Genomic DNA, 17,091 nt, shown 5'->3' on the forward strand with positions numbered 1-17,091 from the left:
AAATGCTGACCGCCTCCCACCAACAAGCCACCCGGCAGGCGCAATACCCGCTGTTCATGAAGCCCGATGCCCCCATCGCCGTGCCGGATGTGGCCAAAGTGCTGAGCGCCACCTATGAGGGAACACCGCTCGCTGGCAAGGCGGAGCGACCGATCCGCATCGACAGGCAGCTCGAATCCCACGTGATCCAGCTGCGCAAGGAGATGCCCAAGGAGCTGCAGGGGATCATCTGGCAGAGCTACGGCGTGCTGGCCGAATCCGTGATGGTGCCGATCTACAGCCCGCTGGAATCCTACCCTTTGCCCTATCGCACTGGCAGCGACAGCTACTCCGATGACTCCGCCTACTGGCAGTTCCGCAGCCTGACCGCGCTGGCCAACACCAACCCGGACAAGTATCTGCCGCTGCTGCGCAGCGTCTGGAGCAAGGAGAGCGCCAAGCTCTACAAGGAGGTGACCATGCTCGACAAAACCCTCAAACAGAGTTATGCCAGCGACAAGGCCACGGCGCTTGGGCTGGCGGCAGATTATTCCTACGGCCAGCTGGAGCAGACCTATCAGATGGCCAAGGATCTGCGCTACAAGCTGATGACGGATCTCACCAAGAGTACGGAGAAGAAGTACTCGGAAGAGGAGTTCAAGAAGATAATGAGCCTCTAACCCGGGCCATCAAAACAAAGAGGCACCCCAGGGTGCCTCTTTTCATTTCATCGGGCGGAGCACTCAGCCACGGCTGATATGCAGAGGGCCGAAGGTCTGGGCCACCGGCATGATCTCTATGCTGTTGATATTGACATGGGCGGGCTGCTCACCGATCCAGAGCACGGTATTGGCGATATCCTCCGGCTGAATGGCCTGCACCCCCTGATAGACGGTCGCCGCCTTGGCGTCATCCCCATGGAAGCGCACGTTGGAGAACTCGGTGCCGCCGCACAGGCCTGGCTCCACATTGGTAACCCGCACCGCCGAGCCTGCCAGATCGGCACGCAGGTTCAGGCTGAACTGCTTAACGAATGCCTTGGTAGCGCCATAGACGTTGCCGCCCGGGTAGGGATAGGTGCCGGCGATGGAGCCAATGTTGATCACATGGCCACGGTTGCGTGCCACCATGCCCGGCAGCAAGAGCCGGGTTACCAGGGTCAGGCCACTGATGTTGGTGGCAATCATCTGCTCCCAATCATCAAGATCCGACTGGTGGGCCGGCGCCAGTCCCAGGGCCAGACCGGCATTGTTGACCAGCAGGTCCACCTCGCGCCAGTCTGCGGGCAATCCCTCCAGGGCTGATCGGGTGCCCGCCTTGTCCTGCACGTCGAACACCAGTGGCAGGAAGCTGTCGCCCAGCTCATCGCCCAGGGCGGCCAGACGCTCGGCGCGTCGCCCAGTGCCAATCACCCTGTGCCCCGCTTTTACCAGCGCGCGGCTGATCGCCTCACCAAAACCGGACGAAGCGCCCGTTACCATTGCAATCATCTGAGCCTCCTTGGCTGCTATTCAAATCGGTTGTCGAAGATGTTCATGCTTGTAGATGTATCAGTCGAGCTCGCGCCCCCTGATCTTGCGCCAGACAAAAACCAGCAGGTGCAACGCAAACAGCGCCGAGCCGGCGAGCCCGAACAGGAGAGCCGTCAGGGCATTGACCGAGCTGTCCGCCCCCAGCCACCACCAGGCTGTCCACCCCGTCAGGCCGATGACCAGGGTCTGGATGGCGCAGACGGGGCAGCGACCCAGCTTGGCGCGGATGGCTGTCGCGAGACAGATCTCACAGCTCACGGAGATAACCCGGTATGGCGACGGCGCCCGTCTTCTTGGGTTCGTGCAATCGCAGCACCAGTCGATGGGCGTGTTGATCCCGGCCGTAATAATCGGGCAGTCGTTGCTGGGCCTTGAAGCCGAGTCGCTGGTAGAGAGGCAGCGCTTCATCGTTGCCATCGGCCACTTCGAGTCGGATGGCGCCCCAGCCCTGCGCCTTGCCCTTGGCTATCACCTGCTCAAGCAGACGACGGGCCCAGCCCTGGCGCCGCATCCGCCAATGAATGGCCAGGGTCTGGATCACCAATCGATCCCAGCCTTTGTGTTCCAGCAGGCAGAGATAGCCCATCAGCTGACCCTTGGCATCGTGCAACAGCAGGGTATGTCCTTTTGCGTGACTGAGCAGATAGTGCCAGCGATTGCGGCCGAAGGCGACCTCGGGCGGGAAGCAGTAACGCTCCAGTTTTACGATTGCACCCAGATCATCGGGACGGGCGGCGCGCAGGGTCAACACAGGGGAGTCCTCGTTTGAGTTATTTATCTTCAGCACCAGAAATGCGACTTGTATCACAAGTTACCAAAGCGTCATATTAGGCACTCTAACCTCTTGTCCCCCCTCGCGCCATGGTCGTGCTGTCGGTGCATCGAAGCCCACCGGGGATACTGCCATACCGGCAGCCTCATCCCTGGAGTCGAAAATATGAGTACTTATGTCATTGTCGAGGAGCCGGGTGACTGGCCCTGTCATGGCGACTACCTGCTGACCGCCCGTTCCTATTTGCAACATGGCCTGCCAACGACCGGGGGACGTGGTCGCATCATCAACCTCTGCCGCAGTCTGGATCACCTGAGTGCCGGCTACTATTGCTCGCTGTTGGCTCAGGCCCGTGGCCACCACTGCCTGCCCGGGCTGCAAGCCATCAGTGTGCTGCAACCCCAGCAGCCGCCGGCCAAGCTGTGGCGCAAGCTGCAAGGCTGGCTGGCCCAGCAGAACGAAGACAGGATCCGGGTGCGCGCCATCTTCGGTCAATGTGAACAAGAGGCGCTGGCAGGGCTGGCTCGTTACTACTATGGCCTGAGCCAGCTGCCGCTCCAGGAGCTGACTCTGAAGCGCGGCCGCCACGGCTGGTCGGTGCGCCAACAGCAGAGCCTGTCACCCCTGGCCCTTGGCGAGGGAGAGCGCGCCCTGATGCTGAGCCATGTCCAGTCCCTGGTCGGTGATCAGGCCGAGCCCAGCACACCGCGCTACCAGCTCGCCATACTGGCAGATCCCGCCGATGGCCGCGCCAGCAGCGATGAACTGGCGCTGGCTCGCTTCATCCGGGCCGCGGCCGCTCAGGGGATCCACGCCGAGATCCTCGCCCCCAACGCCATAGAGCGGCTGCCCGAATTCGACAGCCTCTGGCTGAGATCCGAAACGGCCGTCGGCCACTACACCTTCGAGTTTGCCCGTCGGGCCGAGCAGCTAAAGATGCCGGTCATCGACAGCTCCCGCGCCATTCTCGCCTGCAGCAACAAGCTTTACCTCTATGAGTTGATGGTGCGCAGCGGCGTGGCCATGCCACCGACTATGGTGGTCACCCGTCGCGGACGTCATCAGGTAGACGAGCTGGTGCAGCGACTTGGCCTGCCGCTGATGGTGAAAATCCCGGACGGCGCCCAGGGGCGTGATCTGGCCATGGCAAGTGACGAGCAGCAGCTCGTCCGCCTGCTGGAAGAGGGGCTGAGTCGTTCCGCCCTCTTGCTGATACAGAGCCGGATCCCGGCCGAGTTTGACTGGCGCATCGGTTTTCTCGACGGCTCTCCTCTGTTTGCCTGCCGCCGCTACCGCCCCGAACCCGGCAATCGCATCCGTCGCCGCAAGCACCCCCTCGACATGAGCCGGATCGAGGCCATGCCGCTGACCGAAGTACCAGAACGGGTATTGCAGATGGCGCGGCGGGCCGTGCATCAGCTCGGCACTGGCCTGTTTGGGGTGGATCTGCGTCAGCAGGGGCGCGATTGTGTACTGCTAGAGATCATCGACAACCCCTGGATCCGTGGCGACATCGAGGATAAAGAGGCACCGGATCTCTACGATCGGCTGGCCCGGGCCTTTCGCGAGCGCCTGGAAAACCGGGGGCTGCAAGCCCTGACATGAACCTTATCCTGGTGTCGGATACGACAGAGGGGAGCCTGAGCTCCCCTCTGTTATTGAGCCCCGCTGACCCATTGCCGGTGCCAGCTCGGGGACTCACTCCGCCGGCTTGTGCTTGCGACTCGCCTTGAGCTCCAGATACTCGATGATCTTGCCCGCCACATCCTTGCCAGAAGCCGCTTCCACCCCCTGCAGACCGGGGGAGGAGTTAACCTCCAGCACCAGCGGACCACGGGCGCTGCGCAGTATGTCGACACCGGCCACGTCCAGCCCCATGATCTTGGCGGCCTGAACCGCTGTCGCCCGCTCTTCCGGGGTGATCTTGATCGCCTCGGCCGTACCGCCCCGATGCAGGTTGGAGCGAAACTCCCCCGGCTGGGCCTGGCGGCGCATGGCGGCGACCACCTTGCCGTTGACCACCAGGCAGCGAATATCGGCGCCATCGGCTTCGCGGATGAACTCCTGCACCAGGATGTTGTTGTTGGTCTGGATGAAGGCCTCGATCACGCTCTCGGCAGCCTTCTGGGTCTCGCAGAGCACCACGCCTATCCCCTGGGTTCCCTCCAGCAGCTTCACCACCAGGGGGGCGCCCCCCACCATCTTGATGAGATCCGGCACATCATGGGTGCTGTGGGCATAACCTGTCACCGGCAGACCGATACCATGACGTGACAGCAGCTGCATGGCGCGCAATTTATCGCGGGAGCGGGAGATGGCCACCGAACTGTTGAGGGCCATGGTGCTCATCATCTCGAACTGGCGCAGTACGGCGGTGCCGTAAAAGGTGATGCTGGCGCCAATGCGCGGGATCACCGCATCATAATTTCCGAGCTCGCCCCCTTCATAATGGATGGAGGGATTATGGGAGGCGATATTCATGTAGCAGCGCAGGGTGTCGAGCACCTCGACCTCATGACCACGGGCACGAGCCACCTCGACCAGGCGGCGAGTGGAGTAGTTTCTGGGCTCACGGGATAAAATTGCAATCTTCATGAAAGTTCCGCTAGGAGGCAGTGCCTGGGCAGGATAGGGCGGGAGAGTATAAGGTGCCACAGCGCCATGACAACGCCAATCGTTTATCCTGACAACAAGACAATCCACACAAAAAGTGCAAAATATCGGATGCTGTCATCCAGATGTAAAACGGCGGCTCCATAGTGGAACCGCCGTTTTCATGGGGCTGATGGTCAGCCTGGCTGACGCGCGTCTCAACCCAGGTTAGGCCCCAGCCAACGTTCTGCCTCGCTCAGGCTCATGCCCTTGCGCATGGCGTAATCTTCGACCTGATCTTGCTGGATCTGCGCCACCGCGAAGTACTTGGCTTGCGGATGGGAGAAGTACCAGCCCGATACCGCGGCGCCAGGCCACATGGCGTAGGACTCGGTCAGCTGCATGCCGATGGCGTTTTCCACATCCAGCAGTTCCCAGATGCTGCCCTTCTCGGTGTGCTCCGGGCAGGCCGGATAGCCAGGGGCAGGTCGTATGCCCTGATAGTTCTCCCGGATCAGCTCCTCGTTGCTGAGTGCCTCCTGTGCGGCATAGCCCCAATGCACCTTGCGCACCTGCTCGTGCAGGTACTCGGCAAAGGCTTCGGCCAAACGGTCACACACCGCCTGCACCAGGATGGCATTGAAGTCATCATGCTGCGCCTTGTAGGCGTTGGCGATGGCCTCTTCACCTATGCCGCCGGTCACCGCGAAGGCCCCGATCCAGTCAGGCTTGCCGCTCTCCTTGGGCGCCACATAGTCCGCCAGACAGTAGTTGGGGAAGCCCTGCTTCTCGCTCTGCTGACGCAGGTGGTGCAGCACTTTGCGCACCTGGCTGCGCGACTCGTCGCTATAGACCTCGATGCTGTCACCGACCCGATTGGCGGGGAAGAGCCCGATGATGCCGGCGCAACGCACGCTGCCATCGCGCTCCAGCAGATCCAGCATGGCGTTGGCCTCGGCGAACAGCTTGGTCGCCTCCTCGCCGATCACCTCATCTTCCAGGATGCGCGGATACTTGCCCGCCAGCTCCCAGCTCAGGAAGAACGGCGTCCAGTCGATGTAGGGACGCAGCACCGAGATGGCGACATTCTCGAACTTTTGTACCCCGGGTTCGCGGGGGGCGGGAGGCTGATAGTTCACCCAGTCCAGCTGCTGGCGGTTGGCCCGGGCGTGGGCCAGGCTGACCGGCTTGGATCTCGGCTGCTTGCGGGCATGTTGCTCCCGGGCAATCTCGTACTCCTTGTCGATGCGGGCAACGAAAGCGGGTTTGAGCTCGGGGTTGAGCAGGCTCTGGGCCACGCCGACTGCCCGGGAGGCGTTCGATACATAGACCACGGGCTCGGAGTAGTTCTGCTCAATCTTGACTGCGGTGTGCGCCTTGGAGGTGGTGGCGCCGCCGATGAGCAGCGGTAGCTTGAAGCCCTGACGTTCCATCTCCTTGGCCACGTGTACCATCTCGTCCAGGGAGGGAGTGATAAGACCCGAGAGACCGATGATGTCGGCGTTCACCTCACGGGCCGTTTTCAGGATCTTCTCGCAGGAGACCATGACCCCCAGATCGACGATCTCGTAGTTGTTGCACTGCAGCACCACGCCGACGATGTTCTTGCCGATGTCGTGCACATCCCCCTTGACGGTCGCCATCACGATTTTGCCGTTGCTCGATCCCCCCGATTTCTCCGCCTCTATATAGGGTTGCAGGTAGGCGACCGCCCGCTTCATCACCCGCGCCGACTTGACCACCTGGGGTAGGAACATCTTGCCAGCGCCGAACAGGTCGCCGACCACGTTCATCCCATCCATCAGCGGCCCTTCGATCACGTGCAGCGGCTTCTCGGCCCCGGCCCGCGCCTCTTCGGTGTCCTCTTCGATAAAGTCGGTGATGCCCTTGACCAGAGCGTGCTCCAGCCGCTTGCCCACCGGCCAGCTGCGCCACTCCTGATCCCGGGGATCTTCGGCTTGCGCACCATTGCCGCGATAACGCTCGGCAATGGCCAGCAACTCCTCGGTGGCGTTGTCATTGAGGTTGAGCACCACGGCGATGACTTTCTCTTTCAGCTCCGCCGGAATATCTTCATAGATGGCGAGCTGACCGGCGTTGACGATCCCCATATCCATGCCGTTCTGGATGGCGTGGTAGAGGAAGACCGCATGGATCGCCTCGCGCACCGGTTCGTTGCCCCGAAACGAGAAGGAGACGTTGGAAACGCCGCCGGAGATCATGGCATGGGGCAAATTATCCTTGATGTCCTTCACCGCCTCGATGAAGTCCACCGCGTAGTTGTTGTGCTCGTCGATACCGGTGGCGATCGCGAAAATGTTGGGATCGAAGATGATGTCTTCCGGCGGGAAGCCGACCTTGTCCACCAGGACGCGGTAGGCGCGCTGGCAGATCTCGAACTTGCGGGCCCGGGTATCGGCCTGACCCTGCTCATCGAAGGCCATGACGATGACGGCGGCACCATAGCGACGCAGCAGCTTCGCCTGCTCGATGAATTTCTCCTCCCCCTCCTTCATGGAGATGGAGTTGACCACCGGCTTGCCCTGCACGCACTTGAGGCCCGCTTCCAGCACCTCCCACTTGGAGGAGTCGATCATCACCGGCACCCGGGCGATGTCCGGCTCACCGGCGATGAGGTTAAGGAAGCGCACCATGGCCGCCTCGGCGTCCAACATCCCCTCGTCCATGTTGATGTCGATGATCTGGGCACCGCTCATAACCTGCTGCTTGGCCACATCGAGGGCCTCATCGTAGAGCCCCTCCTTGATGAGTCGCTTGAACTTGGCGGAGCCGGTGACGTTGGTGCGCTCCCCCACGTTCACGAACATGGACTCCGCGGTGATGATGAGGGGCTCCAGACCCGACAGACGGCAGGCGACCGGCAGCGTGGGCAAGGCCCGCGGCTTGAGGCCAGCCACGGCGTCCGCCATGGCGCGGATATGGGTCGGGGTGGTACCACAGCAGCCGCCGACCAGGTTGAGGAAACCACTCTGGGCCCACTCGCGGATGTGGGCCGCCATCTCATCGGCATCGAGATCGTACTCGCCAAAGGCGTTGGGCAGACCGGCGTTGGGGTGGGCGCTGACATGGCTCTCGCTGATGCGAGACAGCTCGGCCACGTATTCGCGCAGCTCATCGGGGCCCAGCGCGCAGTTGAGGCCGAATGACAAGGGTTTGACGTGACGCAGGGAGTGATAGAAGGCTTCGGTCGTCTGACCCGAGAGGGTACGGCCCGAGGCATCCGTGATGGTGCCGGAGATCATCACCGGCAGGGCATAGCCCAGCGCCTCGAACACCCCTTCCACCGCGAAGGCGGCAGCCTTGGCATTGAGGGTATCGAAGATGGTCTCAATCAGAATGATGTCGGCACCCCCCTCGATCAGGGCGTGGGTCGATTCGGTATAGGCGGCCACCAGCTGGTCGTAGGTGACATTGCGTTTGCCCGGGTCGTTGACGTCCGGGGAGATCGAGGCGGTGCGGTTGGTGGGGCCCAGCACGCCAGCCACGAAACGCGGCTTGGTGGGGTCCTTGGCCGTCCACTCATCGGCAACGGCGCGGGCGAGCCGGGCTGCCTCGAGGTTGATCTCCGCCGAGAGGGCTTCCATCTCGTAGTCGGCCATGGCGATGGGGGTGGCGTTGAAGGTGTTGGTCTCGAGGATGTCGGCCCCGGCGGCGCAATATTGATCATGGATCTCGCGAATGATCCCGGGCTGGCTCAGCACCAGCAGGTCGTTGTTGCCCTTGATGTCGGTATGCCAGTTCGCAAAACGCTCACCCCGGTAATCCGCTTCACCCAGCTTGTAGCCCTGGATCATGGTACCCATGGCACCATCTATGATCAGGATCCTCTGCGCCAGGCAAGCCTGTAGACTCTTGTTATTTATCGACACCGCTCTTCCCTCTTACATCCATGCAACTGCGTGGCTTCATCCTAACAGCAAAGAAAAAAAATGGAAATCTAGCCGTCTATCTGTCTAAAACTTTCGTCTCGATACCCAAAAGTAGGTAGTGAGTAAACTATCACCACAGAGTACCCTATGCGCGTCCTGTATGGACTCGTGCTTGCTGTAACTCCAACGAGAAAAATAAATATGAGCGTTTACTACACTCTCTGCTTCTTGGCAGCATTGGCGATTCTCATCGCCTTCGCTAACCAATATGTCCTCAAAATCCAGACCACCATCGCCATCACGGCGGGCTCCATGCTGATCTCTTTGTTGATGGTCATGTTCGGCAAGCTGGGTTGGTTCAACTTGCAACCCCTGGCCGTCTCCACCATGGAGAGCATCAACTTCCAGGACTTCCTGCTCAAGGGGATCCTGGGCTTCCTGCTGTTTGCAGGCGGGATAGGGATCAATCTGCCAGCCCTGCGAGATCAGAAGTGGGAGATCACCATTCTCGCCCTCTTCTCCACCCTGTTGTCGACCTTCCTCATCGGCTACGGCTTCTGGGGCATCTCAGCCCTGCTGGGTTGGGATATTCCCTTTATCTACTGCATGTTGTTCGGGGCCCTCATCTCCCCCACCGACCCTATCGCCGTGCTGGCCATCGTCAAGAAGCTCAAGGCGCCACCCCAGATCGCCATCCAGATCGAGGGTGAATCCCTATTCAACGACGGTGTGGGTCTGGTGATTTTCGTCACCGTCTTTGCCGTCGCCTTCGGCGGCAGTGAGCCTACCTTCTCGGGTGTGGCCTCTGTCTTCATGCATGAAGCCCTCGGCGGCATACTGTTCGGTCTACTGCTCGGCCTGCTGGCCCACGTCATGATCAGCGCCACCGATGATGGTTCCCTCGAACTGTTGCTGACCCTGTGCATCCCGACCGCCGGTTTTGCCCTGGCCAACATCATGGGTGTCTCCGGTGCCCTGGCCATGGTGGTGACCGGTATCATGATCGGCAACTGGACTCGTCATACCGGCTTCTCCGAACAGAGCAAGCACTATCTGGATCACTTCTGGGAGTTGATGGATCAGTTCCTCAATGCCTTGCTGTTCCTGCTTATCGGTCTGGCGATAGTGCTGCTCGATCTTGGCTGGGAGTTCTGGCTGTTGCCCATCATCGCCATTCCACTCTGCCTGGCGGCGCGCTTCATCAGCGTCTCCCTGCCCTATGTGGCGTTTCGCAAGTTCCGCAGCTACAACACCTTCTCCATCCGCATTCTGACCTGGGGCGGCCTGCGTGGCGGCCTGGCGATGGCGATGGCGCTGGCATTGCCAACCGACACCATGATGCTCCCCTCCGGCGTGGACTTGCGCGAGGTGATATTGATCATGACCTATGCGGTAGTCATGTTCTCCATTGTGGTGCAGGGGATGACCATCACCCCCATGATAGAGAAAGCCAAGCGGGCCAACGGCGATTACTAGGCTGGCTGACCCAGGCTCAACATAGGCTCTAAGGCTACAAAAAAGCCGCCCATCCGGGCGGCTTTTTTCATGGGGTAAGGCGGCAGATCACACTCAGTCGCGGGGTTTTTCGTAGGTGAACACCTTGCCGATGTCCTCCAGGCGATAACTGGTGAGCTGGTAGACGTAGTAGTTGAGCCAGTTGGCAAACAGCAGGTGCCCATGACTACGCCAGCTGGCCCGTGGCGACTTGGCCGGATCGTTGTGGGGGTAGTAGTTGACTGGCACCATGGGCTCTAGCCCCGCCTCGAGATCCCGCTTGTACTCCCCGTCCAGGGTCAGCACATCGTATTCGGGGTGACCGGTGACGAACACCTGACGGCAATCCTTGGTGGCGGCGAGATAGACGCCAGCCTCCTCGGACTCGGCAAAGATCTGCAAGTCGGTATGGGCACGGATGAGATCGCCATCGAAGGCGGCATAGCGGGAGTGGGGCGCCACGAAGTCGTCGTCAAAGCCACGCAGCAACGGTTCGTTCTCATCGAGCCTGTGGTGACGATAGATGCCGGAGAGCTTCTCGCCGTGGGTCTGCTTGTCCATGCCATAGAGCGCCTTGAGCGCCGCCTGCACGGCCCAGCACAGGAAGAGGGTGGAGGTGACATGCTCGTGGGACCACTCGATGATCTCGACCACCTTGTCCCAGTAGATCACCTCTTCGAACTCCACTCGCCCCAGAGGGGCTCCGGTGATGATCATGCCGTCGTAGTTGTTGCCGCGCACTTGCTCAAAATCGTGATAGAAGTTTTCCAGATGCGCCTGGGGGGTATTTCTGGACTCCCTGTCATCGATGCGCAGCAGGTCTACGTCAACCTGCAAGGGCGAGTTGGAGAGCATCCGCATCAGCTGGATCTCCGTCTCTATCTTCTTGGGCATCAGATTGAGGATAAGCACCCGCAGCGGGCGTATGTTCTGAGTGACGGCCCGGGATTCCGTCATGACGAAGATATTCTCCTGCCCCAATACTTCGGCGGCGGGCAACTGATCCGGGATCTTGATGGGCATGCTGACTCCCTGTACTGCATCGGTAAAAATGTCTGGACATCTAGAAGCCTATAATAAAGCTCCCGAGCTGTCATCAGATACCTTTGTGTTCGCCCCTGCCTTTGACTAGCATACGGCTCAAGCGCCCCTCATTCCGAACACCATGACAGGTATCACCATTTCAGTAGACCGGCTGCAAGTCGGCAACTATGTCTCCCTGCCTTTGGGCTGGCGCGAGCACCCTTTCCTGTTTTCCAGTTTCAAGATCAAGAGCGACGAAGAGATAGCACTTATCCGCCGACTCGGCTTGAAACAGGTCACCCTGATCCCCGACAAGAGCGACAGCCCGCCCAAACCGCTGGATGCCCTGCGGCCCACCCTGGATCAACCGCTGGAGACGGGCCGCCAGCAGGCGCTGATGCAGCAGGAGAAGGAAGATCGCATCGCCCAGTTGCAGCAGTATCGCCGCGACCTGCAGCAGTGCGAGAAGCAGTTCCAGCACTCCTTGAGCCAGGTGCGCAGCCTGATGGGCAAGGTGCAGGCCCGCCCCCTCAATGCCATCGGCGAAGCCAAGGAATTGATCGATGCCATCACCCGACAGCTGCTGGCCGCGGATGAGCTGGTGCTGCACTTGATGGCTGATGGCGAGGAGGGGGATCAGCTCTATTATCACTCCCTCAACGTCAGCGTACTGAGCATGATGCTGGCCAAGGAGTGCGCAATGGGGGCCGAGCAGATCAGCCAGATCGGCATGGGTGCCCTGTTCCATGATGTCGGCAAACTGAAGATCCCGAGCCCGATCCTGCGCAAGCGCACTGCCCTCACCAAGCCGGAGCAAAACCTGCTGGCCCAGCATCCCCGCTATGGTCTTGATCTGATCAACCTGGCGAGTGCCTTCCCCGCCGAAGCCAAGGGCATAGTGCTGCACCATCACGAATATCTGGATGGCAGCGGGCCCGAGGGGCTCAAGGCCGGCCAGCTCGATCCCCTGACCCAGCTGGTGTCGCTCATCAACGAATACGACAACCTCTGCCATCGTCAGGCCAAGGTGCCCTACTCGGCCCTCTCCAGCCTCTACAAGCAGCGCAAGGGCCAGTTCAACCCGGACAACCTGGCCCAGCTGATCCGCCTGCTCGGTATCTACCCTCCGGGCAGCGTGGTGCAGCTCTCCAGCGGCCAGGTCGGGCTGGTGATGTCCATCAATAGCGCCCGACTGCTCTGTCCCAGCGTGCTGGTCTACGACCCTCGAATACCGCGTCAGGAGGCGGCCATCATCGACCTGGAGCAAGCGGGGCTCACCATCGCCAAGGTGATCCATCCCAAGCGCCTGCCCCCCGCCGTGTTTGAATACCTGAACCCCCGAACCCGCATCAGCTACTACTTCGAACACAAGCCGAAGTCGTAGCCGCGAGGAGAACCCCATGGACAAGGCGCAGCAGGGAACACAAGATAGCCCAGACCGCCGGATGGCTCATGCCGCAGCCATGGCTCGGCCCAAGGCAGGTCCGGGGAACCTCATCAGGAGTTTGTCATGCACATAGAGATAATCAGCACCGGAGACGAGATAGTGACCGGCCTGGTGGTGGACACCAATGCCGCCTGGCTCAGCGCCATGTTGCTGGAACAGGGTTGGCAGGTACGCCGTCGCCACACGGTGGGCGACAACATGGCCGATCTGGTGAGCCTGCTGCGCGAATCCGCCGCCCGCGCCGAACTGGTGCTGGTCTGTGGCGGCTTAGGGCCAACCGCCGACGATCTCACCGCCCAGGCGGCGGCCGAGGCCTTTGGCGCGCCGCTGACGCTGTACCCTGACTGGCTCGATGTCATCAAGGCCCGCTATGCCAGCCGAGGTCGCCCCATGCCAGCCAGCAACGAAAAACAGGCCTGGTTACCCGGGGGCTGCGAGATCCTCGATAACCCGGTCGGCACCGCCTGTGGCTTCCTGGTTACCCATGGTCAGAGCCGACTCGTCTTCACCCCGGGGGTGCCTTTCGAATTCAAGCAGATGGTGCGCGAGCAGATACTGCCACGGCTACGCGGTGCGGGAAGTGCGCGGGACACCGAGCTGCGCCGCTTCTACAGCTTTGGCATCTCGGAGTCGGCCTTGAGCGACAAGCTCGATGCCTCCCCTTGGCCCGAGGGGATAGAACTGGGCTATCGCTCCGCCATGCCGCTCATCGAGCTCAAGCTGATCGGCCACGGCGCCTGCCCGCAGGACATGGACACCGCCGAAGCCCGCCTGCTCGACGCGATAGCCCCCTGGCTGGTCGGCCGAGGGGATGAGGCCCCCTGGTTGCAGATACTGGCACGGCTGGCCGAGGATCAGCCCTTGCAGTTGCAGGAAGGAGCGAGTCAGGGCGCCCTGCTGGCCCTGTGCCGTGACCGGGCCGGGGTGAGCGCCGGCTATCGGCAGGATCTGCCAGACGATCTGGCCCAGCTCCAGGGCCCTGCCCAGGGACTGGCCCTCACCATAGGCCGTGCGGGGGCCGAGGGGGTGCCCATGCTGCTGTCGCGCGATGGCCGCCACTGGGGCCAGACCCTCAGGCTCAGTCACCCGGATCCAGAGAGCGGCCAGCGCATCCTCGCCTTCGCCGCCCTCGACATGTTGCGCCGCCAGCAGGCTGGCCTGCCCGTCATCGCCGATTACCCTACGCTGCCCCGCAGCGCCCGGCGCCTGCCCGAGTGATGTCACAGGCCCCGGCAATCCGGGGTTCTCTTTCATGCCCCTCAATCCAGGCTCTTCTTGAAACGATGGGCCGCTAACAGCAGCACGGCAACGGCAAAAAAACCGAGCCAGAGCGCGTCCTGCCAGAGAGATGCCAGATCGCCACCCCGCAATACTATGCCGCGAATGATGCGCATGAAGTGGGTGGCAGGCAGCAGCTCGGCGACCCACTGGGCCGGCACCGGCATCCCCTCGTAGGGGAACATGAAGCCCGACAGCAGGATGGAGGGCAGCAGGATGAACACCGTCATCTGCATCGCCTGCAGCTGGGTCTGGGCCAGGGTCGAGATAAGCAGCCCCAGTGTCAGGCTGGCGGCGATGAACAGCAGCGTCGCCAGCAAGACCTGGCTCAGGGCCCCGTTGATCGGCACGGCGAAGATGAGGTGGCCCAGCCCGAGTATGATAGCGACCTGGACAAGCCCCACCCCTATGTAGGGCAAGATCTTGCCAAGCATCAGCTCCAGCGCTGTCACCGGCGTGGTGATGAGCAGCTCCAGGTTGCCGCGCTCCCGCTCGCGCACTATGGCGGCCGAGGTGAACATGATCATGGTCATGGTGAGAATGACCCCTAGCAGGCCCGGCACTATGTTGATGGCCGAGCGACGCGAGGGATTGAAGTAGAGCACAGTCTCCAGGCTGACCGGGGGCTGCGTCAGCTTGGGATCCAGTTCGGTGAGCGACATGCTGCGCAGACCCAGCAGGGCACTGGCGATCAGGGTATCCGAGCCATCGACCAGCCACTGCCCCACGGGGCGCGCCTCACCTAGCCGCCTCGGCAAATCCGCCGGCAATACCAGCACGGCGCGCACCTCGCCCCGGGTCAGGGCAACCTCCGCCTGACTCACCCCCTCATAGTGGCGCGCTATGCTGACCACCTGGGTTGCCTTGACCGCCTCCACCAGCAGGCGGGCGTCTGCGGTACGACTCATGTCGAGCAGACCGACCGGAATATGGCGCACGTCGGTATTGATGGCGTAGCCAAACAGCAGCAGCTGGATCAGGGGTATCATCACCACCATGCCAAAAGTGAGCCTGTCCCGGGCGAGCTGACGCAGCTCCTTCTGGGTAATGGCCCACAGTCGCCACCAGCGGATCATGCCCTCACCTCCCGGCCCGTGCAGCTGACGAACACATCTTCCAGACTGGGTCTGACCTCGGCCAGCTCGGCGCCAGCCAGAGCAGGACAGGCCTGACGCAGCCAGGCCAGGGGATCCGCCTCTTCCTTGTCCACCAGCACTCGCAGTCGCTGGCCAAGCTGGGCCGCCGAACGAACCGCCGCCAGGGTGAGCAGGTGCTGCTTGAGGGGACGCAGATCCGGAGCCAGCACCTCCACCACCCGGGTGGTCATGGCATCCATCAGCCCCTGAGGTGAACCCTGGGCCCGCACCTGACCCGCTTCCATGATGGCCAGGTGATGACACCGCTCCGCCTCGTCCATGTAGTGGGTGGTCACTAAAATACTGGTTCCCGCCTCGCTGAGATCGAACAACTTCTCCCAAAAGTCGCGCCTGTTCTGGGGATCGACCGCCGAGGTCGGCTCATCGAGCAGCAACAGATCAGGCCGGTGAATGACGGCGGCGGCCAGGGCAAGCCGCTGCTTCTGGCCGCCGCTCAGCCCCCCCGCCCGCCGCCGGGCCAGAGGCGCGAGTTCATAGGTGGTGAGCAGTTCTTGCAGGCGCAGTTTCAGGCCAGATTGGGCCATGCCGTGGATGCGGCCCATGAACTCCAGGTTCTCCCACACCGTCAGCTCGTCATAGAGAGAGAATTTCTGCGTCATGTAGCCGATCCGTTGGCGCAGGGCCTCGGCTTGCCTCGGGATCTCCAGCCCCAGCACCCGCACCCGCCCCTCGGACGGGGTAAGCAAGCCTGTCAGCATGCGCAGCGTGGTGGACTTGCCGCAACCGTTGGGACCGAGGAAGCCATGGATCTGCCCCCTGGGCAGGCAAAGAGCCAGATCTTTGACCGCGACCATGTCACCGAAACGCCTCGTCAGCCCCTCGGCCAGGATCGCCGGCTCGCCCATGGCTGCGCTCTGCGGGCTGGCGGTGTCACTCATCGGTCGGCTCCACTCGCAGTGGTATACCGCTTGGCAAGGGATTGGCGGCAGCTGGCAGATCAATCTTGGCCAGGTAGACCAGCCGTGCCCTGTCCAGCTCGTTGAGACCGTAATAGGGAGTAAAAGCAGGATCCTTGGCAATCCAGCGCAAGCTGCCGGTCATGGGCTCGGCCACCCCGTCGATATAGACGGCAAGAGATTTCCCAAGGCGGTAGCGGGCCAGGTCCGGCTCGGGCACATAGACCCTGGCATAGGGGCCATCCTCGGCCAGCAGGCGCGCCAGGACGGCGCCGGTCGCCACCCGCTCTCCCAGCTGATAAGGCAGACTGTCGAGCCGCCCACCGCGGGGTGCCCGCACGCTCAGATCCGTCAACCCCTGAGCGGCCAGGGCAACCCGGGCACGGGTTGCGGCCAGATTGGCCTGAGCCTGTTCAATGTCTTCGATGCGCCCCCCGTGCACCAGCTTGGCGAGACGCTGCTCTGCACCCTGCCAGGCGGCCAGAGCGCCATCTCGCTCGGCGCGGGCCCCGTCCAGATCCGCCGGACTCATCAGCTTCTGACGCACCAGCTGGGCGACGCGACTGAAGTTGCGCTCTCCCTCGCGCAGGGTAGCCTGAGCCTGATCCCTATCGGCACGGGCCGCGGCTATGTCCTCCGGCCTCTCGCCATTGGTGAGCCTGGCCAGCGCCGCTCTGGCCCCCCCCTCATCGGCCCTGGCCTCGGCCAGCACGCTTTGCTGGCGGTTGTCATCGAGCTGCACCAAGAGATCCCCGGCGGCCACCTGGCTGCCCTCTGCCAGCGGCAGGGCGCGGATAATTTCGTTTGCGGTTGCGGTCAGCTCGACCCTGTCCCGCTCAAGGGTGCCGAGCGCCCCCGGCTCGGTCGTCGGCTGACAACCAGCCAGCGTAAGTGCCAGCAAACAAAGCCCGCCTCTGTACCATGAAAGCATCTTGCCTCCCCTCCCTTGCCACCCAGTCCTGAGCATATCCCCTCCCCCTGTAGATTTCTTCAACCCTCGTCACCCATTTGGACATAGCTCATTGACCAAT

Annotated in this window: 14 protein-coding genes; 5 read left to right on the forward strand and 9 right to left on the reverse strand. The window is 62.1% G+C overall.

Annotated elements, in window-relative coordinates:
• Window positions 1-659: C69 family dipeptidase (locus G113_RS02485; RefSeq protein WP_005892656.1), on the forward strand; the 659-nt coding region annotated here is incomplete at its 5' end.
• Between the two features lie 63 nt (window positions 660-722).
• On the opposite strand, the gene G113_RS02490 is transcribed toward G113_RS02485, so the two are convergent.
• The 3 genes from G113_RS02490 to G113_RS02500 are packed head-to-tail and all read right to left on the reverse strand — an operon-like array spanning window position 723 to window position 2,262.
• Window positions 723-1,469: an SDR family oxidoreductase gene (locus G113_RS02490; RefSeq protein ID WP_005892658.1), complete on the reverse strand. Its 747-nt coding sequence runs from the start codon at window positions 1,467-1,469 to the stop codon at window positions 723-725.
• A 60-nt stretch (window positions 1,470-1,529) separates the two neighbouring features.
• Window positions 1,530-1,769 (reverse strand): DUF3624 domain-containing protein, encoded by a 240-nt coding sequence (locus G113_RS02495; RefSeq protein ID WP_005892660.1) that lies wholly within the window; start codon window positions 1,767-1,769, stop codon window positions 1,530-1,532.
• The gene (locus G113_RS02500; protein ID WP_005892662.1) at window positions 1,759-2,262 is read right to left on the reverse strand and encodes a GNAT family N-acetyltransferase; all 504 of its coding nucleotides are present in this window, start codon (window positions 2,260-2,262) and stop codon (window positions 1,759-1,761) included. The genes G113_RS02495 and G113_RS02500 overlap by 11 nt, the downstream gene beginning before the upstream one ends.
• A 186-nt stretch (window positions 2,263-2,448) precedes the next feature.
• On the opposite strand from G113_RS02500, the gene G113_RS02505 reads away from it, so the two are divergent.
• Window positions 2,449-3,888: a RimK family alpha-L-glutamate ligase gene (locus G113_RS02505; protein ID WP_005892665.1), complete on the forward strand. Its 1,440-nt coding sequence runs from the start codon at window positions 2,449-2,451 to the stop codon at window positions 3,886-3,888.
• Between the two features lie 93 nt (window positions 3,889-3,981).
• Here the strand turns inward: G113_RS02505 and rimK are convergent, their stop codons facing one another.
• Window positions 3,982-4,878 carry a 30S ribosomal protein S6--L-glutamate ligase gene (gene rimK / locus G113_RS02510; protein WP_005892668.1) on the reverse strand — a complete coding sequence of 299 codons (897 nt, stop codon included), beginning with the start codon at window positions 4,876-4,878 and terminating at the stop codon, window positions 3,982-3,984.
• A 215-nt stretch (window positions 4,879-5,093) separates the two neighbouring features.
• Window positions 5,094-8,765: a methionine synthase gene (gene metH / locus G113_RS02515; RefSeq protein WP_005892669.1), complete on the reverse strand. Its 3,672-nt coding sequence runs from the start codon at window positions 8,763-8,765 to the stop codon at window positions 5,094-5,096.
• 201 nt (window positions 8,766-8,966) lie between these two features.
• Between metH and G113_RS02520 the strand changes: the two genes are divergently transcribed.
• The gene (locus tag G113_RS02520) at window positions 8,967-10,241 is read left to right on the forward strand and encodes a cation:proton antiporter (protein WP_005892670.1); all 1,275 of its coding nucleotides are present in this window, start codon (window positions 8,967-8,969) and stop codon (window positions 10,239-10,241) included.
• A gap of 93 nt (window positions 10,242-10,334) precedes the next feature.
• Here G113_RS02520 and metA read toward each other — a convergent pair whose 3' ends face one another.
• A complete protein-coding gene (metA, locus tag G113_RS02525) occupies window positions 10,335-11,282 on the reverse strand; it encodes a homoserine O-acetyltransferase MetA (RefSeq protein WP_005892672.1) in 948 nt (315 codons plus the stop codon).
• A 142-nt stretch (window positions 11,283-11,424) separates the two neighbouring features.
• Here metA and G113_RS02530 point away from each other — a divergent pair, with 142 nt between their 5' ends.
• Both G113_RS02530 and G113_RS02535 read left to right on the forward strand, forming a co-directional pair.
• The gene (locus G113_RS02530; RefSeq protein ID WP_005892674.1) at window positions 11,425-12,666 is read left to right on the forward strand and encodes an HD-GYP domain-containing protein; all 1,242 of its coding nucleotides are present in this window, start codon (window positions 11,425-11,427) and stop codon (window positions 12,664-12,666) included.
• A 126-nt stretch (window positions 12,667-12,792) separates the two neighbouring features.
• Entirely contained in the window at window positions 12,793-13,947 is a 1,155-nt protein-coding gene (locus G113_RS02535) for a molybdopterin-binding protein (RefSeq protein ID WP_005892678.1), read from the forward strand.
• A 41-nt stretch (window positions 13,948-13,988) separates the two neighbouring features.
• Here the strand turns inward: G113_RS02535 and G113_RS02540 are convergent, their stop codons facing one another.
• From G113_RS02540 to G113_RS02550, 3 genes are read right to left on the reverse strand one after another with little or no spacing between them, the layout of a single operon-like run.
• Window positions 13,989-15,083 (reverse strand): ABC transporter permease, encoded by a 1,095-nt coding sequence (locus tag G113_RS02540; RefSeq protein ID WP_005892680.1) that lies wholly within the window; start codon window positions 15,081-15,083, stop codon window positions 13,989-13,991.
• Entirely contained in the window at window positions 15,080-16,009 is a 930-nt protein-coding gene (locus tag G113_RS02545; RefSeq protein ID WP_005892682.1) for an ABC transporter ATP-binding protein, read from the reverse strand. Before G113_RS02545 ends, G113_RS02540 begins: the two co-directional genes overlap by 4 nt.
• 25 nt (window positions 16,010-16,034) lie before the next feature.
• Complete coding sequence (locus G113_RS02550) at window positions 16,035-16,991, reverse strand: HlyD family secretion protein (RefSeq protein ID WP_040318842.1); 957 nt, start codon at window positions 16,989-16,991, stop codon at window positions 16,035-16,037.
• Window positions 16,992-17,091: the final 100 nt, after the last annotated feature.

The organism is Aeromonas molluscorum 848, assembly GCF_000388115.1.
GTDB lineage: Bacteria > Pseudomonadota > Gammaproteobacteria > Enterobacterales > Aeromonadaceae > Aeromonas > Aeromonas molluscorum.